This window comes from Ewingella sp. S1.OA.A_B6, assembly GCF_049889095.1.
Lineage (GTDB): Bacteria > Pseudomonadota > Gammaproteobacteria > Enterobacterales > Enterobacteriaceae > Ewingella.
In genome coordinates this window covers 37,799-56,706 of the sequence record NZ_JBLJFK010000006.1, presented here as the reverse complement: position 1 = coordinate 56,706, position 18,908 = coordinate 37,799, and the positions used below count along the sequence as shown (strand labels likewise).

Below are 18,908 nucleotides of genomic sequence, written 5' to 3'. Positions count from 1 at the left end.
TAATGAGAAGCGGTTCAGAGCTCAATCAGCAATATTTTGGAGCGGCGCTGATAGTTATACATTTCCTGTTTCTGAATCGGCAGAACGTCAACTTCGGCCGGTTTGAAACCGCGCTCCTGGAACCAGTGAATGCTGCGCGTAGTCAGGACAAACAGGCGATCCAGTCCCATCTGTTTAGCCTGGCTGGCTACCCGTTTTAACAACATCTCACCGCGTGATGAGCTGCGGTAATCTGGGTGAACGGCTACGCAAGCCATCTCGCCAATTCGCTCTTCGGGGAATGGGTATAGTGCCGCGCAGGCGATGGTCAGGTTATCGCGTTCGATGATAGTGAACTTATCGATTTCCATTTCTAACTGCTCGCGCGAGCGGCGAACTAAAATGCCCTGTTGCTCAAGCGGGCGGATCAACTCGAGTATGCCACCAATGTCATTGATGGTGGCACGGCGAACCTGCTCGGCGCTCTCCATCACAATTTGTGTACCGATACCGTCACGTGAAAACAGTTCCTGCACCAGTGCGCCATCTTCCTGATAGCTGATTAGGTGGCTGCGGCGGACACCGCTACGGCAGGCTTTTACTGCACCACGCAGGAAACGCACGGTGCCTGATTGATAATCACCGCTTGCCTCCATGCTATCTATACGCTCCTGGCCGTCATTAGGGAAAAGCTCGGAGATAATTTTATCGTCTTCATCTACTACGCCCTGAGACGAACAGAAGCCGATCATTTTCTCCGCTTTTAGTTTAATCGCCAGCTGCGTGGCGACCTCTTCAGCGGTAAGATTGAAACTTTCCCCGGTAACGGATACCGCGACCGGACCTAACAGAACGATAGCGTTGCTGTCTAGCTGGCGGTGAATGGCCTCTTCATCAATACGACGGATACGGCCGGTATGGCAGTAATCAATACCGTCATCGACTCCCAAAGGCTGGGCGATGATAAAGTTGCCGCTGACCACGTTGATGTGCGCGCCCTGAAGTGGCGTATTATTCAGACTCATCGACAGGCGGGCAGTGATATCGAGCTGTAATAGACCCGCGGCTTGCTTCACCAATTCGAGGGTGCGGGCATCCGTTACGCGGGTGTTTTTATGGTAGATAGGTTCATAATTATGCTCCGCCAGATTTTTATCGATTTGCGGACGCGCACCATAAACGACCACCAGCCGGATCCCCAGGCTATGCAGCAGGCCGATATCGTTAACTATATTCGTGAAGTTCTCATGTTCAATGGCTTCGCCACCCAGCATGACCACAAAAGTTTTGCCACGGTGCGCATTGATATAGGGAACAGTGTGGCGAAATCCCTGAACCAGTTCAGTACTACGTTCCTTCACGGCAAAACCTCATTTGAATTTTTATTCGTAATTTATGTATTTTTATTCTTTTAAGCCGGTGTGGCAAGCAGGAAATATCTGTTTTTTCTCTTCTCTTTCACAAAGCGACAACAACACTAAAAATCAATGGTCGGTTTAAGAATGACATGTGGGGATCGATTGGTTAGAATTTTCTGCTTGAGTCGGTTTACGGCTATTTTTTATTTTTAGCTCTGTTTTGAGCCCTTATCTTTGAGACTGCATGACTGACGATAATCACAATTCTGGCCGCAGACGGCTGTTACAAAGCGTGGCTGCCTCTTGGTTATTAAGCGTCAGCCGGGTGGGTTTTGCCGCCAGTGCGCAGGTGGTGGCCATTCGTGTGTGGCCTGGGTCTACGTATACCCGCCTTACGCTTGAATCCAGCACTCCTCTGAAATATAAGCAATTTCTGTTAACCAATCCTCACCGTGTAGTAATCGATATCGAAGGAGTACACCTTAATAGCGTGCTTAAGGGATTAGGACAGCAGATTCAGCAGAGTGATCCCTTCATTAAACAAGCCAGAGTCGGGCAGTTCGACCAGAAAACGGTGCGCCTGGTGATGGAGCTAAAACAGCCCATTAACCCGCATGTTTTCACGTTGAAACCGGTTGCTGGGATCCACAACCGGCTGGTGGTTGATCTCTACCCGGTTGAAGGTACCGTCAGTGCGGATGATGATCCACTGCTGGCATTGCTGGAAGATTACAATAAAGGTGACGTTGCAAGAACTTTACCGCCGGAGAGGGCAAAAGATGGCAAGGCTGGGCTAGAACGGCCGCTGGTGATCGTGCTCGACCCAGGACACGGCGGTGAAGACCCTGGCGCTATCGGGAAATATAAAACTCGCGAAAAAGATATTGTGCTGCAAATAGGGCGTAGGTTGCAGAAACTTATCCAGCGTGAGCCGAATATGAAAGTTCACATGACTCGTAACGAGGACGTGTTTATTCCGCTAAAAGTTCGGGTGGCGAAAGCGCGTAAACTGCGGGCAGACCTCTTCATTTCTATCCATGCGGATGCTTTTACGAGCCGCGCGGCACGCGGTTCTTCCGTATTTGCTCTTTCGACCAAAGGGGCGACCAGTACGGCGGCGCGTTTTCTGGCGCAAACTCAAAATGAGTCTGACCAGATTGGCGGCGTAGGTAAAAGTGGTGATCGCTATCTCGACCATACCCTATTTGATTTGGTGCAGACCGCCACCATCAATGACAGCCTGAAATTTGGCAAAGAAGTGTTGTTACGTATGAGCAAGATAAACCATCTACATAAGAACAAGGTCGATCAGGCCGGATTTGCTGTCCTGAAAGCGCCTGATATACCCTCGATCCTGGTAGAGACTGCATTCATCAGTAATGTAGAAGAGGAGCGAAAACTGAAAACCAGTCATTTTCAGCAGAAAGTGGCGGAGTCAATACTGGCAGGGATTAAGGCATACTTCGCGCAGGGAGGAATGTCGACAAGAAGATAATGTACGGCAGGCCAGCTTAATGTATGCCTGGCCTTTAATAGCGTGAATTGTTCAGACGTCAGAAACAAAAAAACACCCGTTAAGGTGTCTGATGTTCTTTTACCGCTTATGTGTAGTTGGTTGCGGGGGCCGGATTTGAACCGACGACCTTCGGGTTATGAGCCCGACGAGCTACCAGGCTGCTCCACCCCGCGTCCGTCACTACAATGTACTTCTTGCTACCCATCCATACTGCAGTTGGTTGCGGGGGCCGGATTTGAACCGACGACCTTCGGGTTATGAGCCCGACGAGCTACCAGGCTGCTCCACCCCGCGTCCGTCACTACTGTATTGCTTTCATCGGTAAGTCTTTCATTCCAATCTCGCTTTTACTTCAGCGTCGAATTGGTTGCGGGGGCCGGATTTGAACCGACGACCTTCGGGTTATGAGCCCGACGAGCTACCAGGCTGCTCCACCCCGCGTCCGATGAGGGCGAACTATACGCTGCGTGAGAATTCGTGCAACCCTTTTTTCGAAATTGATGTGATAAACCACCCAGTTACTTGCTTTTTAAACAGAGTGCTGTTTTTTTCTACGGGTTTAACGGAATTCATTATTTTCGTTGATGCCAATTCCTTTCTGATAGCCCGTTTGTTATCGTTTTGGCGCAAGTCCACCTGAAAGTAAGAGAGCGCGGTAATAATGAAAGGACGTTGGAGTAAATATCTGTTGAGTGGTCTGGTAATCGCAGTGTTGGCGGGGTGTTCGTCCAGACCTACCGATCGCGGTCAGCAGTATAAAGATGGTCGGCTGGAAAATGCGCTTGAGTACGTTAATGAGCCGAACGCCACCGGCAAACCGGTTAACGCCAAAGATTACGCCAATCAGGTGATGGAAGTGCAATACGCCTCCTCATCTCTGTATGGCCGTAACAACACGACTTTTCAGGCGGTGGAGCAGTGGATCCGCTCCGGTGCTGATACTCGGACCCTGAGCCAGTACGGTATCAGTGCCTACCAGATGGAAGGGGCAGACAACTTCGGTAATGTGCAATTTACCGGGTATTACACACCGGTACTGCAGGCCCGCTATACCCGTCAGGGCGAATTCCAATACCCGTTATACCGCATGCCACCGAAACGCGGGCGTCTGCCTGATCGCGCTTCTATCTATTCCGGTGCACTGAGCGAAAACTATGTGGTGGCCTGGACTAATTCCCTGATGGATAACTTCATGATGGAAGTTCAGGGCAGCGGTTATGTCGATTATGGTGATGGTCGCCCGCTGATGTTCTTCGGCTATGGTGGTAAAAATGGTCACGCTTACCGCAGTATTGGTAAAGTGTTGATCGACCGTGGCGAAGTGGCACGTGAGAATATGTCCATGCAGGCAATTCGCCAGTGGGCTGACACACACAGCGCCGCAGAAGTTGAGGAGCTGCTGGAACAAAACCCATCATTTGTCTTCTTCAAGCCAGTGCCTTTTGCGCCGGTCAAGGGCGCCAGTGGTGTTCCGCTGGTTGCGAAAGCTTCCGTGGCGTCTGACCGTTCACTGATCCCGGCGGGAACCACAATATTGGCGGAAGTGCCGGAACTGGACAATAAAGGTAAATTCACCGGCAAATACCATATGCGTCTGATGGTTGCACTGGATGTCGGTGGCGCGATTAAAGGCCAACATTTTGATATGTATCAGGGGATTGGCCCTGAAGCCGGGCATGCAGCCGGTTATTACAATCACTATGGCCGCGTTTGGGTGCTAAAATCAGCGCAAAATGGCAAACCGCTTTTCACTGCTTATAATGCAGCGGGAAGTACGCCTTCCAGCGCGACGCCATCTGCGCTGGCCCCCGCACCGGCGGCCACCAGCCACAGCGGATCTTTCCTGCTGAAATAGCCCGGTTGCGGTAAAATGCTTAACTCAAGGCAGCCCTGCGGGCTGCTTTGTTTTTGCGAAAAATCAGTATCACGTTGAGTTTCATAGCAAGTACAGAGGTTAATTCGTCATGACAGCAGTTTACTCTGATGCCTATCAACAGCGTTTTGGCGGCACCGCGCGTCTTTATGGTCAACATGCGCTGGCGCTGTTCTCGCAGGCGCACGTCTGTGTTATCGGTATCGGCGGCGTGGGTTCGTGGGCGGCTGAAGCGTTGGCACGTACCGGTATTGGTGCTATCACGCTGATTGATATGGATGATGTCTGCATGACAAACACTAATCGTCAGATTCATGCGCTGCGTGAAAATGTGGGGCAGGCAAAAACAGAGGTTATGGCGCAGCGTATTCTGGCCATTAATCCGGAGTGCAACGTCACCTGTATCGATGATTTTATTACTCCAGACAATGTGGCAGAAATGCTCAATTGTGATTTCAGCTATGTGATTGATGCTATCGACAGCGTGCGGGCAAAAGCCGCATTGCTGGCTTATTGTCGTCGTTATAAGATCCCTGTTGTGACGACCGGTGGTGCGGGTGGGCAGATTGATCCTACGCAAATTGCAGTCGTGGATCTGGCGAAGACCATTCAGGATCCGCTGGCGGCAAAATTACGTGAACGGCTGAAAAGTGATTTTGGCGTAGTGAGGAACAGCAAAGGGAAATTGGGTATTGATTGCGTCTTTTCCAGCGAACCGCTGATGTATCCGCAGGCAGACGGCTCTGTGTGTGCGTCACGAGCTGCAGCTGAAGGGCCAAAACGCATGGACTGCGCAACGGGGTTTGGTGCGTCAACCATGGTCACCGCCACGTTCGGTTTTGTTGCGGTATCTCATGTGCTAAAAAAGATGATGGCTAAAGCGCAGCGGCAGCGAGCCGCCGCCTGACATTCACACTGAACTACAGCGCCTGGCGGGCCAGTTGCATTATGCCTTCTGCAAGCGCTTTTAAACCGCTGGCGCGGCTGGTGCTAAGTTGTTCGCGCAGGCATAGCGTATCAAACAACATCAGAGGATCATCTTCCAGAACCGCCCGCGGACTTTTTCCTTCTACTTTCGTCAGCAAAATAGCCAGCAGACCTTTGACTATGCGGCCTTCACTGTCGCCATAGAAATGCATACTGCCATTTTCCAACAGCTCCGCCCCCAGCCACACCTTATTCTCGCAGCCTGACAGCTCATTTTCCGGCGTTTTTAAACTGTCGTCCAACGCGGGCACATTTTTCGCCAGCAGGATCAACTGACGGTAGCGATCTTCCCACTGGCGTAAGCAGGAAAAGCGCTCGACCAGCGACTGTTCGGTAATGTCATGTCCAAATGGATGAGGTGCTAACATACTGTTTCTCTGTTTCAAAAGTTGTTAATCGGCCAGCAGGTCAAGTGCATACTTCATCGATTTTACCAGACGATCGACATCATCTACCGTATTATAGGGAGCAAAAGAGGCACGAAGTGTACCACTCACACCCATTGCCTCCATCAGTGGTTGCGCACAATGCTGACCGGCACGTAACGCGATGCCCTGCTGGGCGAGTAATGTCACGATATCGTTGTGGTGCACACCTGCGATATCAAAGGCCAGTATTGAGGCGTTCTGCCAGCGGAAACTGCGAAAACCCGGCAGTTGCGCCAGTCGCTGTTCAGCCAGCGTCGCCAGATGCTGAGCGTATCTTTCGCCTGCCGCAGTATCAATATTCTCCAGCCAGCCAAGGGCGGCATCAAACCCGACTACGCCGGCGATATTCGGTGTGCCTGCTTCAAAACGATGTGGCACTGTTTGCGGGGTAAAACCTTGCATCGAGGCGTGCGTCAACATTTTACCGCCGCCGTGCCAGGCCGGCATGGCGTCGAGCAATGCCGTTTTGCCATACAGCACGCCGATACCGGTCGGACCATAAAGTTTATGGGCGGAAAATACATAAAAGTCGATATCTAACGCCTGAACATCGGCAGGGCAATGGACCACGCCCTGCGCGCCGTCTACCAGCACCGGTGTATTGTTGGCATGTGCCAGCGCAATGGCGCGCGATAATTCTGGCATACCGCCGGTCACGTTCGACATCTGCCCGAGTGCCAGCAGGCGCGTTCTTCGATTAAGCAGTGCGGGCAAATGGTCGAGATCCGGTAAGAATTTTTCGTCAAGTGGCAGGGTGATCACGTTCGCCTGATAGCGTTCTGCCAACATCAGCCAAGGGATCAGGTTGGCATGATGCTCCGCCTGGCTGACGATAATTTCATCGCCCGGTTGCAGACGTGGTGCCAGATAGCTTTGCGCGACAAGATTGATCGATTCGGTAGTGCCACGGGTCCACACAATATTTTCGGGCAGCGGGGCGTTGATCAATCTGGCTACCCGTTCGCGTGCGTGCTCATATTTTTCGGTCAACGATTGCGCTGCATGATGCTGGCTGCGGTGAACTGTGGCACCTTCTTGTGAGTAAAACTCAAGGGTTGCATCAATCACATGTTTTGGCTTAAGGGCCGTTGCAGCGCTGTCCAGGTAGCATTGGCCGTGGATAAGCGCAGGAAATTGAAGAAGAAATTTAGCAAAATCAAAGTCAGTCATACGTGTTCAACTCTTGTGAGTAAGCAGCCAGGCATGAAGTTTTCCCTTATCGGCAGCCAGGATATATTCATTTTAGGAATGGTTACCGTGGAAATATATCGGAAGCTTGTTATGCTGAATTACGAAGGCAAGAAGAATTAGGCAGATGTATTGACTGCCATTAAAAGCATTTTAATCTACAAGGAGTCTATGATGAAGAAGATCGCCGCCGTAGTTTCAGCTGTATTGCTGACCTGTACTCTCGCTGCGTGTTCAAGCAACTACGTTATGCATACCAATGATGGTCGCACGATTGTTGCAGAAGGGAAACCAAGCACAGACAGTGATACCGGTATGATCAGTTATACCGATGCGTATGGCAACAAACAGCAGATCAATAAATCTGAAGTTAAAGAGATGGCTCAAGGTAACTAATCCTTAAGTCGCGACTTTCCCCGGCGGAAAGTTCCCTCTGCTTGCATTAACAAAACCGGCCATCTTAAGATGCTGCCGGTTTTGTCATATTATGCGGCCCTGCCTGCTAACCAGCAATAAAGTGACAGGCAAAAAAAAGCACCGCTAAATGCGGCGCTAAAAAATCACTTTGGACAGACAGGGTAATGTACAGGAAGTGAAAAATTTGTGGCATTCAAGCCACGTGTCCGGATTGCCAGACAATGCAAACACAACATCACAACCACAAGCCAAAAGCATTTCAGCATCCTCATACTAAACTACTTTTCGTTCCGGCCAGGGAAGTGGCGCCACTATAGGTTTTTGCCTGTACATCCTCAACGGACAATTTATAATGTCTCGGATTAAAAAAACTAATAGTGCAATCCACGGCTAAGCACGTCGCTCGCCGGCGAATGAGAAGTATCCATTCCATGTCAAAACGTTTACCGCCTCTTAATTCCCTGCGCGTTTTCGACGCCGCAGCGCGCCACCTTAGTTTTACTAAAGCGGCAGAGGAACTTTTTGTCACGCAGGCGGCAGTAAGCCACCAGATTAAGTCACTTGAGGACTTTTTAGGGCTGAAGTTATTTCGTCGGCGTAACCGCTCCTTGTTACTGACTGAGGAAGGCCAGAGCTATTATCTGGATATCAAAGAGATTTTTTCTTCGCTGAATGAAGCGACGCGTAAGCTTCAGGCGCGAAGTGCGAAAGGCGCGCTGACCGTCAGTTTACCCCCAAGCTTTGCTATTCAGTGGCTGGTGCCGAGACTTTCTGGCTTTAACTCAGCTTATCCGGGAATTGATGTGCGTATTCAGGCTGTTGACCGTGAAGAAGATAAACTTGCGGACGATGTTGATGTGGCGATTTTCCACGGGCGGGGTAATTGGCCTGGCTTACGCGTCGAACGTTTATATGCCGAATATCTGTTGCCGGTCTGTTCCCCTTCGCTACTGATGGGGGAGCAGCCACTGAAAGTCCCCGGAGACTTAGCCAACCATACGCTTTTGCACGATGCTTCGCGCCGTGACTGGCTGGCTTATACCAAGCAACTGGGATTACAGCATATTAATGTGCAGCAAGGGCCGATCTTTAGCCACAGTGCGATGGTCGTTCAGGCCGCTGTTCATGGACAAGGTGTGGCTCTGGCGAACAATGTCATGGCGCAAACCGAGATTGAAGCGGGGCGACTGGTCTGCCCGTTCAACGAAGTATTGATCAGTAAAAATGCTTTTTATCTGGTTTGTCATGACAGTCAGGCAGAACTGGGTAAAATAGCCGCCTTTCGTCAGTGGATCCTTGCCCGTGCCGCCAACGAGCAGGAGAAATTACGCTTTCGTTACGACCAGGCCTAAGCCTGATAATACGTCTCGTAGATTATATTGCTGGGCTGCCGGTTCCGGGCAACTCACCAATCAAACGATAATAGGTAATGCTTCATGAACAGTCGTTCAATGTTGATCTTCGCCGCTATCAGCGGCTTTATCTATGTTGCTTTCGGCGCTTTTGGCGCCCATATACTGAATAATTCACTGGGGCAGGCTGAAATGGCCTGGATCCAAACCGGTTTAACTTACCAGAGCATGCATACGCTGGCGATTCTGGCGTTGGGTGTTGCGATGCAACGTCAGCGTAATATCTGGTTTTATTGGAGCAGCGCGTGTCTGGCACTTGGCACCGTGCTGTTTAGTGGCAGCCTTTATTGCCTGGCGCTGTCACACCTCAGATTGTTTGTATTTGTTACGCCGATTGGTGGCACTTTCTTCCTGATCGGCTGGATATTGATGTTGACTGGCGCTTTGCGTCTGAAAAATAAGGCAGAACGCCATGAATAAAGTTGCTCTCTATTGCCGCTCTGGTTTTGAAAAAGAGTGTGCTGCAGAAATTACGGCCAAAGCCGCCAAGCTGGAAATTTTTGGCTTTGCCCGCGTTAAAGAAGGCAGCGGCTATGTGCTGTTTGAATGCTACCAGCCTGAAGATGCTGACCGTCTGGCGAAAGAGATCCCCTTCCGCGAGCTGATTTTTGCCCGTCAGTTGATTGTGGTCGGCGAATTGCTGAAAGATCTTCCGCCGGAAGACCGCGTATCACCGATTGTTGGCATGCTGCATGGCGTGATCACCAACGGCGGCGAGCTGCGCGTTGAAATGCCGGATACTAATGAAAGTAAGGAGTTGACCAAGTTCTGCCGTAAATTGACCGTTCCCCTGCGTTCTGCAATGCGCGAGCAGCGCATCCTGGGAAAACGCGAAAATCCGCTGCGCCCGGTAGTCCATGTTTTTTTTATTGCGTCCGGTTGCTGCTATGTCGGCTATTCATACAGCAATAATAACTCGAAGTTCTACATGGGTATTCCGCGTCTTAAGTTCCCGTCAGAGGCACCAAGCCGCTCGACGCTGAAACTGGAAGAAGCGTTCCACGTATTTATTCCTGCCGATGAATGGGAAGAGCGTCTGGCAAGCGGGATGTATGCGGTGGATCTCGGTGCTTGCCCGGGCGGCTGGACCTATCAGCTTGTGCAGCGCAGCATGATGGTTACCGCAATAGATAACGGCCCGATGGCACCGAGCCTGATGGATACCGGGCAGGTTATTCACTTGCGCGAAGATGCTTTCAGATATAAATCGACGAGTTGGAAAAATTACTGGCTAGTGTGTGACGTCGTAGAGAAACCGGCGAAAGTGGCGGCATTAATGTGTGACTGGCTGGTCAACGGCTGGTGTCGTGAGGCTATTTTCAACCTGAAACTACCTATGAAGAAGCGTTATGAGGAAGTGACGAACATTCTCGAACGTATTAAAGAGCGTCTGGAAGAAAACGACATTCACGCTGAGATTTTTGCCAAGCATCTCTATCATGACCGCGAAGAAGTCACTGTCCACGTGCGCCGCTTCTGGGCTACCGTAGGTGGACGCCGCGACGAGCGTTAACTGGCGATAACCTGGCCGCTATTCAGGTAGAAATACGAACGCCGGTGCTTGCGAAGCCCGGCGTTTTTTATTGCTTCATAGTCGACTAGGGCAGGCGTAATTGTTGTAGGTTTCCGTCAAGGGGTAGATCAGTTTGCAGGGTTGAAACTCGTTTGCAGGCGTAGGCCAAATCCCGATGTTCGGCTAATTTGGCTCGCCATTTCTCAGGAATAGATTCGAGGTTTTCATAGAGCGCATCCAGCGTTTCGGCCTGAGCCAAAAGTGTCACAGCAGTTTTCGGACCAATGCCCGGCACACCGGGTATCTTACTGCTGCTGATCCCCGCCAGCCCCCAGTAATCGGTTAACTGCTGTGGCATAACGCCAAATGCTTCGTGTACAAAAGGCATATCCAGCCAGCGCTTTTGAAAATAATCACGGATCTGCACGTTGGGCGCCAGTAACTGACAGTAGCCCTTGTCGGTAGATACAATGGTCACCTGATGCCCCCCACCCGCAATTTTGGCTGTCAGCGTAGCGGCTAAATCATCAGCTTCGTTGCCTGGTGAATGCCAGCAAGCGACGCCGCGGGTAATAAATCCCTCTTTCAGGCTCGCCATTTCAGCAAACAGGTTGTCGGGCATGGGGGAGCGGCCGGCTTTATAGTCGGGCAGACACTGATGACGCCAGCTATTGTCGCGATCATCTTCATCAAATACGGCAACGGCATGGGTGGGTTGGGTATGTTGAATTAACTGCCCGACGGCATTCTGGCAGGCAATCAGACAGGGAGAGCCCTGAACCGAGTGGATGCGGCGTATCAGGTTTAGTGCGTCAATAATCAGCAGGTGTATTGGCATATTGAAGTGGCTTCCATTAATGAACAGGGCAACCTGTCCGCCGCCCTGTATCAAGCCTTTTTGAAATGATGTAACCCACTATCAGGCACAAATTTCATAACATGGAATGTACGCACTGCCCGGCAATTTCATGCGGTGCTGAGCGACAAACCCTTGCAGCAGGCTGTCCATTTTTTTCATTAACGCCGGATCGCCATGTACCTTAAAGCGTCCGTGTTTTTCAATTTCCTGAATACCGAACTCTTTCACGTTACCGGCTACAATTCCCGAGAAGGCTCGGCGCAGTGCGGCAGCCAGTTGTTCTGGTGGCTGATCGTGGTAGAGATTCAGTGCCGCCATATTCTCATGATTTGGCTCAAACGGCATTTGCAGGTCAGGCGCGATACGGATAGACCAGTTGAAGCTATAGGCATCACCGCTGTTACGGCGGTTCTCTTTCACGAGCGGCATGGCACGTTTCATTTGACGTGCTACTTCGGTCGGGTCGTCAATGATGATGGTGTAATGCTTACGCGCGTCTTCGCCCAAGGTGTCTTTGATGAAAGCATCGAGTACGGTGAAGTAATCGGCACTCTCTTTCGGGCCGGTGAGGATAAGCGGCAGAACCTGATCGCTGTTTTCTGGATCCATCAAAATACCCAACAGGTATAGTAGCTCCTCTGCCGTACCCACGCCGCCAGGGAAGATAATGATCCCATGGGCGATGCGGACAAAGGCTTCAAGCCGTTTTTCAATGTCCGGCATGATGATCAGTTCATTCACCAGCGGGTTTGGTGGTTCAGCAGCGATGATAGAAGGTTCGGTCATCCCGATGAAACGGCCAAGTTTGTAGCGTTGTTGCGCATGGCCTACTGCGGCACCCTTCATGGGTGCTTCCATAGCTCCCGGGCCGCAACCGGTACAGATATTCAGTTCGCGCAGGCCGAGTTGACTGCCAACGCTGCGGGCGTATTGATATTCGACTTCGTTTATTGAATGTCCACCCCAGCAAACCACCATGTTCGGATCTTCATCCAGATGGAGGGCGCGGGCGTTACGCAGAATCGAGAACACCATGTTGGTGAGGTGCACCGAGTTTTCACTGTTGAAATTCTCAAAGCGGGTGTTATTGCTGATTTGCGCATTGACGAACAATATGTCGCGCAGTACGGCAAACAGATTGGCCTGCAGTGAGCGGATAATACGGCCATCCACAAAGGCATCTTCGGGCGGATTGACCAGCTCAAGTTTAACACCACGTTCGCGGCGCAATACGTTGATATCAAAGCTTTCGTAGCGTTCAAGTAGTTCTTTGCTGCTGTCGGTCTGACTGCCACTGTTGAGTACAGCTAATGAGCAGTTACGGAACAGACGATATAAGTCGCTGCTCGCAGTGCGCTTTAGCATGTCAACTTCTAACTGCGACAACAGATCCATTGAGCCAAGAGGGCTGATATGTGTAATCAAAGTTGCTCCTTTACACCCATTATGGGATGTCATTTCTGCCGGCGAAAGGTTGCACATGTTTTTTGGGAACTCGCTTTTTGCGGCGTGCCGAATCCTGTTGGCAGAAATAATTGACTGATTTTTAAGGTGTATCTGCCGGGTCTGGTGCCCGGCAGTATCGCCTCTGAATTAACAGTAACCTTGTCCCCAGGCTTTTACCAACCGTTGCTGACTGTTAGCTCAGTTCTTGAGCAATGCCTCGCATTATTGCCTGACTAGTCTTGCCGTTGCGGGTGTAAACGGGAAGTTGGATCGCCATGGGTTGATGTCTAACCCTCCGCGTCGTGTATAGCGGGCGTATACGGCTAAATATTCAGGCGCACAGAATTGCAGAATGTCATTGAAGATGCGCTCGACACACTGCTCGTGGAATTCATTATGATTACGGAAGGAGACCAGATAACGCAGCAGCGCTTCGCGGTCTATTTTCGGCCCGCGATACTGAATTTGCACTGAACCCCAATCTGGTTGATGTGTGATTAAGCAGTTGGATTTAAGCAGATGGCTCACCAGTGACTCTTCGGCAACCTCGCTATCCGTTGCACCAGCCAGATATCCGGCGTTAAATTCGTAGCTATCAATTTCGATATCTTGGTCGTCGATACACTCGCCGATAAAGCCGCCAATGGCACTGCCTTCAGCATCGTCAAGGCGGGTCAGGGTGGCAGTCACATGGCCTTCCGCGCAGGCGCTAAGGTCGTGCGTAAGCGTAGTCAGAACGCTATCCCAATTGTCGAATTTGGTCTGATTGAAACTGTTGAGGTAGAGCTTGAAGCTTTTGGACTCAATCAGATTGATGCTGTCCGCATTCAGACTGATTTCGCCTATGGCAACCTGCGGCAACCCTTTAGCATTAAGCCAGGAGAGTTCATATAGCGTCCAGATATCCGCACCATGGAAGGGCAACGCATCGGGTAAAAGACCCAGCGGCTCCCGATTCATGCTGCGAGGAACGGCTTGTAATAAGGACGCGTCATAGTGATCGCGATACGGAGTCTGTTTGCCCAATGTCAGTTGAGAGAGGGCCGGGTTATCCTGATAAGAGGACATGCTGTCACCTTGGTCTAAGTTCTGGGTACAATAGCGTTTGAGAAATCATTTCCCCCTAGTTTAACTTAGCCTGGTCTGAAGATGAGAGAATTTATGGAGTCGGATGTTTCTGTCGCGTTGCGGGAATTTACCCAAAGGTATGTGGATTTATGGCAGCGGGAGACAGGCTTCCCTCCTTCAAGCGACGCGTTGCTGGGTGTTGAGTCGCCCTGTACGGTGAAAAGTAGCGACACGGCCGTCTACTGGTTGACGCAGATTTTCAGTCCGGCCGATACGCTGGCTAATGTCGAGCGTGCACTGGAGTTGCAACTGCGGCCCGAAGCCCACGCGTTTTATACCACCCAGTTTGCTGGAGATATGACTGCTAAATGGGAAGATAATGCCCTGACATTACTGCAGGTCTGGAGCCCGGAAGATTTCACCCGCTTACAGGAAAATCTGATAGGGCATCTGGTCACTCAAAAGCGGCTCAAGCTCACACCGACGGTTTTTCTGGCTACCACAGATTCAGAAATGAGTATGGTGTCGCTGTGTAATGTGAGCGGTGAAGTGATACTGGAACAGTTTGGCAGTAAGAAGCGAACTCTTCTCTCGTCTTCGTTGTCTGAATTCCTTACAATGCTCTCCCCCGTTTTCCCCAGCTGATTTTCGATTCCCCATGCCTTGAGCATTGACTCACAAGCGTGTGAGAGATCTCTCACACTGCCTGTAAGAGATCTCGTTTAATCCTTGCGGTAATATCTCAGACCAAGTCAAATAACCATTTAAAATCAAAGCAATAATGATTTTTTATTCTCCGGGAGGCTTACAGTCGCTGTATTTGTCTTACAGGCGGTATTGTTTGAAGGGACAAAATCAACGATTCTAACTGCGCCGAAGGATGGCATGAAACGGAACATTAGGATGATGGCTGTTTCATAAAGTAGGGGAGAGGGCTCAGGAAGAGTCAGGACGGCAGCGGAACTTGCCAGGATGTTTCAGGATGAAACAAGGGACACCTCCAGGACGTAGATTGAGAGCTCGGAAAGGATATCGAGTGGGTCAGGAAGACTGAAGGAAACATGTCAGGAAGACATTAGGAAGACACGTCAGGATGAAAGTAGGACGACGCAAAGGATGGCCGGTTAGGATAACCACTGGAAAAGTTTTCAAGGATGAGCAGGGAGCACTTGGGTAGCTGGATTGCTATAAAACGAACCGGGGGCACTGTGAAAACGGTGCCCCCAACTTTTGGTATTCGCTTTATGACGTATACCCGTGTCATGCAGTGTCTGAGTACAACCCTCTTTCATGCAGTGTCTTAAATTAGCCTGCAATCAGCCTTAGCCAATCGCTCCCAGCACATCTTCTTTGCCCTGACTTTTTGGCAGCAGAAAGAGCGTTGCATAAATATCCAGCAGATAAATCGCCGCCAGCAGGGTTAATGCGGCAGTAAACGACACCTGCGATACCAACATGCCAATCACTAACGGCCCAAATCCGCCGACACCTCGCCCGATATTAAACAGAATATTTTGCGCTGTAGCCCTCACCCTGACAGGGTAAGTATCAGAAATCAATCCGCCGTAACCGCCAATCATGCCATTCACAAACATACCCATTACCGCGCCAGCAAACAGCATTGCTGTTGCATCGGTTAACTGTGCATAGCACACCACCATCACAACGGCACCAACCTGATAAATCAGGAAAATCTTCCAACGCGGGAAGCGGTCAGCAAGCAATCCGAACAGCCAGATACCGAAAGTCATCCCTACCACGGTGACGGCCGTCCATAACCCCGATTTGGTCAGTGAGAAGCCAAAGTTCTTCGAGAGATAAGTTGGCATCCAGATCATCAGTCCGTAATAACCAAAGTTTTGGACTGAACAGAGTATCAGGATCCCAATACTCGCTTTCGTGGTTGGCAGATCCTTAAACAGTAGTTTTATCCGGCTGAACAGGGATTCATTGGGTGTCTGGCCGACGTGCTTTACAAATTCTTCAGGCTCACCCATCGTTCGGCGAATCAGAAAGGAGGCCAGTGCTGGCAGCAGACCGACCAGGAACATACCGCGCCAGCCAATTACACCCAGCAGCAACGGCGTGAGAAAAGCAGCGAGCAGCACGCCGAGTTGCCAGCCCATGCCGACATAAGCCGAGGCTCGGTTACGTTTTTCTGCGGGCCAGGCTTCGGCAATCAGCGCCATGCCGATACCAAACTCACCGCCCAGTCCCACGCCAGCCAAAGTGCGGTAGGCCAGTAAATCCCAGTAACCTTGTGCCACGGCGCACAAGCCTGTGAACAGGGAGAACATCAAAATGGTGAATGTCAGGACACGGATACGGCCATATCGGTCGCTGATGGGGCCAAAAAGTACGCCGCCCAACACGGCACCAATCAGCGTCCAGGTCACCAGTGAACCGCTTTGGGACGAGGTCAGGCCGAGTTCGATGGCGATAGCTGGCAACATAAAACCGAGGATTAATAAGTCAAAGCCGTCCATTGCATAGCCGGTGACGGAGGCGATCATGGCTTTTGCCGGTGTCGCGTGGGCTTTTTTAGAACGTTGAGCAGGCATAGGTAGCGTCAATTTATGTAAAGTTGATTTATTTTGCCCGGTCACGAGGTTGAGTACCAGTATGAAAAACTGATGGCTGAGATTTTGCGATTACCATTAAAAGAGTCGGCAGGAGAAAGTTGGGGCTAAACGCCTTCAATGCTATGCTTTGCCACTTTGTGCCCGCACTGTGGCGGTCACGAATGATCCATTCAAGAGAGATTGATGAGTACAAAAAATCAGGTTCGCCAGATATTGCAGGATATCGAACAGGTCATGCGTGACCTGAAATTGTGGCATGCCACGCCTCCGGAGGACTCGGCATTTGATAGCGTCGAGCCTTTCTCCGTCGATACCATGTCTTCAGATCAATGGCTGCAATGGGTATTAATTCCGCGGATATATGCATTGTTGTCCGCCGATGCTGCATTGCCGACCCGTTTTGCCATTACTCCCTATTTTGAAATGGCACTGCCCGATGCAGTCCCTTTGCTGGCTGAATTACAGCGCCTTGATGATTTGCTGAACATAGAAGACTGACATGCTGGAAATCTTGTATCAGGACGAACATCTGGTGGCGGTGAATAAACCTGCCGGGATGCTGGTCCATCGTAGCTGGCTGGACCGGCACGAAACCATTTTTGTGATGCAAACGTTGCGCGACCAGATTGGTCAGCACGTGTTTACCGTTCATCGCCTGGATAAGCCCACGTCTGGGGTTTTACTGCTGGCACTGTCAAGCGATGTGGCCCGCCTTCTTTCACAGCAGCTTGAAAATCATCAGGTGACTAAGGTCTATCACGCCGTGGTGCGCGGATATATGCCTGAAGACGGAAAGGTGGATTATGCCCTAACCGAAGAGCTGGACAAGATTGCAGACAAGTTCGCGAACCCAGACAAGGCGCCGCAGCCTGCAGTCAGTCATTATCGCGTGCTGGCCAAAGTGGAAATGCCCGTGCCGGTTGGCCCTTATGATACGGCGCGCTATAGCCTGGTAGAACTGAAACCTGAAACCGGGCGCAAGCATCAGCTTCGCCGTCATATGTCCCATTTGCGCCACCCGATTTTGGGTGACAGAGCGCATGGCGACCTCAGGCAGAACCGCGGCATGATTGAACATTTTTCCTGCCCTGGTCTGATGTTGCACGCCAGCCATATGCAGTTGTCGCATCCGGTGACCGGAGAGACGCTTGAGTTAACCGCCAGGTGGGATAAGCGGTGGCAACATGCGGTTGAGCAGTTCGGCTGGCAAGACACTGTTCCTGCGCTTGAAAGGGTTGAGTTTGCAGCGGACTGCGGTCAGGATAACTAACAATTTTTAATGATATTCAGGACAACAAGGGAGTAAAACCATGGCTGAAATTGGTATTTTTGTCGGCACCGTTTACGGTAACGCGCTGCTGGTGGCAGAAGAGGCTGAAACTGTCCTGAAGAAACAAGGGCACCAGGTCAAACTGTTTGAAGAAGGCACGCTGGAAGCCTGGCAGTACTATCGCCATCATTTTGTTCTGATTATCACCTCAACCACCGGTCAGGGTGATTTGCCTGACAGTATTGCGCCACTGTTTACGGCGATCCGCGATACGGTGGGCTATCAACCTGAATTGCGTTACGGGATCATAACTCTCGGTGACAGCAGTTATGATCACTTCTGCGGTGGCGGCCATAAGATGGATGATTTATTGCAGGAGCAGGGCGCATCGCGCATCGGGGACTTGCTGGAAATTGATGCCATGGAAACGCCAGAGCCGGAGTCTGTTGCCATACCATGGGTAACGAAATGGGCGGAGTTGCTTAAGCAGTAAATGTGCGGATAAACCCGCGTATTTTACAGAGCAATAAAAAAGGTCAGGCGATCCCTGACCTTTTTATGTTCTGTTTTCACCGAAAAGAAAGATGAATTATTAACGGCCGTTGGTTAATTTTTCCAGATCGGATTCGATCTCGGTAATTTTATTTGCCACAACGGATTCTAGATGGCGAAGGTCATCAAGAATTTTGCGTTTCAGATCCACTTCAACCTGATCGCGTTGACAGATTTGGTCAAGTTCATCAATCACATAACGGAGGTTAGGGCTGATTTCGTGAATTTCTTTATAACCCTGACCTGCATTATCGGCCACGATAGTTTTGCGCTGGCGTGGATATTTGAATTTCACGCTTTTGGCAAAAAACTCGCCTTTATCTTTGCGAAAGTAAATTTTCAGGATGTCGTTATTGGCCTCCTGACGCAGGCTATAACGATCAATATCGTCGGGATTACTAATACCCAAGCTTTTCAGGTTGTCATACATAGCGGCACCTTTTAGTTTTTACAGAGGGTT

General features: G+C 50.6%; 19 protein-coding genes and 3 tRNA genes. 11 read left to right on the top strand and 11 right to left on the bottom strand.

Features of this window, described 5'->3' with window-relative positions; all coding sequences use genetic code 11:
• Positions 1-14: 14 nt before the first annotated feature.
• On the bottom strand, positions 15-1,340 hold the full coding sequence (argA, locus tag ACMV8I_RS13670) for an amino-acid N-acetyltransferase (RefSeq protein WP_498865757.1): 1,326 nt from the start codon (positions 1,338-1,340) through the stop codon (positions 15-17).
• A 241-nt stretch (positions 1,341-1,581) separates the two neighbouring features.
• On the opposite strand from argA, the gene amiC reads away from it, so the two are divergent.
• Positions 1,582-2,832, top strand: coding sequence for an N-acetylmuramoyl-L-alanine amidase AmiC (amiC, locus tag ACMV8I_RS13665; protein WP_498865756.1), 1,251 nt, complete (start codon positions 1,582-1,584; stop codon positions 2,830-2,832).
• Positions 2,833-2,949: 117 nt separating this feature from the next.
• Here amiC and ACMV8I_RS13660 read toward each other — a convergent pair.
• The 3 genes from ACMV8I_RS13660 to ACMV8I_RS13650 all read right to left on the bottom strand — a co-directional run bounded on the left by ACMV8I_RS13660 (position 2,950) and on the right by ACMV8I_RS13650 (position 3,294).
• A tRNA-Met gene (locus ACMV8I_RS13660) sits at positions 2,950-3,026 on the bottom strand.
• 44 nt (positions 3,027-3,070) lie between these two features.
• A tRNA-Met gene (locus ACMV8I_RS13655) sits at positions 3,071-3,147 on the bottom strand.
• Positions 3,148-3,217: 70 nt separating this feature from the next.
• Positions 3,218-3,294, bottom strand: a tRNA-Met gene (locus tag ACMV8I_RS13650).
• A gap of 220 nt (positions 3,295-3,514) precedes the next feature.
• Between ACMV8I_RS13650 and mltA the strand changes: the two genes are divergently transcribed.
• Together mltA and tcdA are read left to right on the top strand one after the other, a co-directional pair.
• Positions 3,515-4,708 carry a murein transglycosylase A gene (gene mltA / locus ACMV8I_RS13645; RefSeq protein WP_498865755.1) on the top strand — a complete coding sequence of 398 codons (1,194 nt, stop codon included), beginning with the start codon at positions 3,515-3,517 and terminating at the stop codon, positions 4,706-4,708.
• Positions 4,709-4,817: 109 nt separating this feature from the next.
• Positions 4,818-5,633 carry a tRNA cyclic N6-threonylcarbamoyladenosine(37) synthase TcdA gene (gene tcdA / locus ACMV8I_RS13640; RefSeq protein WP_498865754.1) on the top strand — a complete coding sequence of 272 codons (816 nt, stop codon included), beginning with the start codon at positions 4,818-4,820 and terminating at the stop codon, positions 5,631-5,633.
• Between the two features lie 13 nt (positions 5,634-5,646).
• Here tcdA and csdE read toward each other — a convergent pair whose 3' ends face one another.
• Positions 5,647-6,081 (bottom strand): cysteine desulfurase sulfur acceptor subunit CsdE, encoded by a 435-nt coding sequence (gene csdE / locus ACMV8I_RS13635; protein WP_498865753.1) that lies wholly within the window; start codon positions 6,079-6,081, stop codon positions 5,647-5,649.
• A 24-nt stretch (positions 6,082-6,105) separates the two neighbouring features.
• Complete coding sequence (gene csdA / locus ACMV8I_RS13630; RefSeq protein ID WP_498865752.1) at positions 6,106-7,311, bottom strand: cysteine desulfurase CsdA; 1,206 nt, start codon at positions 7,309-7,311, stop codon at positions 6,106-6,108.
• A 192-nt stretch (positions 7,312-7,503) separates the two neighbouring features.
• Between csdA and ACMV8I_RS13625 the strand changes: the two genes are divergently transcribed.
• The 4 genes from ACMV8I_RS13625 (at position 7,504) to rlmM (ending at position 10,671) form a co-directional block, all read left to right on the top strand.
• Positions 7,504-7,725: a YgdI/YgdR family lipoprotein gene (locus tag ACMV8I_RS13625; protein ID WP_188475314.1), complete on the top strand. Its 222-nt coding sequence runs from the start codon at positions 7,504-7,506 to the stop codon at positions 7,723-7,725.
• Positions 7,726-8,177: 452 nt separating this feature from the next.
• On the top strand, positions 8,178-9,098 hold the full coding sequence (locus ACMV8I_RS13620) for a transcriptional regulator GcvA (protein WP_498865751.1): 921 nt from the start codon (positions 8,178-8,180) through the stop codon (positions 9,096-9,098).
• A gap of 84 nt (positions 9,099-9,182) precedes the next feature.
• Positions 9,183-9,578 carry a DUF423 domain-containing protein gene (locus ACMV8I_RS13615; RefSeq protein ID WP_498865750.1) on the top strand — a complete coding sequence of 132 codons (396 nt, stop codon included), beginning with the start codon at positions 9,183-9,185 and terminating at the stop codon, positions 9,576-9,578.
• Positions 9,571-10,671 carry a 23S rRNA (cytidine(2498)-2'-O)-methyltransferase RlmM gene (gene rlmM / locus ACMV8I_RS13610; protein WP_498865749.1) on the top strand — a complete coding sequence of 367 codons (1,101 nt, stop codon included), beginning with the start codon at positions 9,571-9,573 and terminating at the stop codon, positions 10,669-10,671. The genes ACMV8I_RS13615 and rlmM overlap by 8 nt, the downstream gene beginning before the upstream one ends.
• A gap of 85 nt (positions 10,672-10,756) precedes the next feature.
• Here rlmM and xni read toward each other — a convergent pair whose 3' ends face one another.
• From xni to queF, 3 genes are all read right to left on the bottom strand, one after another.
• Positions 10,757-11,509 carry a flap endonuclease Xni gene (gene xni / locus ACMV8I_RS13605; RefSeq protein ID WP_498865748.1) on the bottom strand — a complete coding sequence of 251 codons (753 nt, stop codon included), beginning with the start codon at positions 11,507-11,509 and terminating at the stop codon, positions 10,757-10,759.
• Positions 11,510-11,590: 81 nt separating this feature from the next.
• Positions 11,591-12,955, bottom strand: a complete 1,365-nt coding sequence (ppnN, locus tag ACMV8I_RS13600; protein WP_498865747.1) for a nucleotide 5'-monophosphate nucleosidase PpnN — start codon at positions 12,953-12,955, stop codon at positions 11,591-11,593.
• Positions 12,956-13,198: 243 nt separating this feature from the next.
• Positions 13,199-14,044: an NADPH-dependent 7-cyano-7-deazaguanine reductase QueF gene (queF, locus tag ACMV8I_RS13595; RefSeq protein ID WP_498865746.1), complete on the bottom strand. Its 846-nt coding sequence runs from the start codon at positions 14,042-14,044 to the stop codon at positions 13,199-13,201.
• Between the two features lie 93 nt (positions 14,045-14,137).
• Here queF and syd point away from each other — a divergent pair, with 93 nt between their 5' ends.
• A complete protein-coding gene (syd, locus tag ACMV8I_RS13590; RefSeq protein WP_498865745.1) occupies positions 14,138-14,689 on the top strand; it encodes a SecY-interacting protein in 552 nt (183 codons plus the stop codon).
• Between the two features lie 677 nt (positions 14,690-15,366).
• Here the strand turns inward: syd and ACMV8I_RS13585 are convergent.
• The gene (locus ACMV8I_RS13585) at positions 15,367-16,605 is read right to left on the bottom strand and encodes an MFS transporter (protein ID WP_498865744.1); all 1,239 of its coding nucleotides are present in this window, start codon (positions 16,603-16,605) and stop codon (positions 15,367-15,369) included.
• Between the two features lie 204 nt (positions 16,606-16,809).
• Here ACMV8I_RS13585 and ACMV8I_RS13580 point away from each other — a divergent pair, with 204 nt between their 5' ends.
• From ACMV8I_RS13580 to ACMV8I_RS13570, 3 genes are read left to right on the top strand one after another with little or no spacing between them, the layout of a single operon-like run.
• Positions 16,810-17,124, top strand: coding sequence for a YqcC family protein (locus ACMV8I_RS13580; RefSeq protein WP_498865743.1), 315 nt, complete (start codon positions 16,810-16,812; stop codon positions 17,122-17,124).
• A 1-nt stretch (position 17,125) separates the two neighbouring features.
• Positions 17,126-17,896, top strand: a complete 771-nt coding sequence (gene truC / locus ACMV8I_RS13575) for a tRNA pseudouridine(65) synthase TruC (protein ID WP_498865742.1) — start codon at positions 17,126-17,128, stop codon at positions 17,894-17,896.
• Between the two features lie 40 nt (positions 17,897-17,936).
• A complete protein-coding gene (locus ACMV8I_RS13570; protein WP_498865741.1) occupies positions 17,937-18,389 on the top strand; it encodes a flavodoxin in 453 nt (150 codons plus the stop codon).
• Between the two features lie 99 nt (positions 18,390-18,488).
• Here ACMV8I_RS13570 and ACMV8I_RS13565 read toward each other — a convergent pair whose 3' ends face one another.
• Positions 18,489-18,878, bottom strand: a complete 390-nt coding sequence (locus ACMV8I_RS13565) for a DUF3461 family protein (protein ID WP_498865740.1) — start codon at positions 18,876-18,878, stop codon at positions 18,489-18,491.
• Positions 18,879-18,908 lie beyond the last annotated feature (30 nt).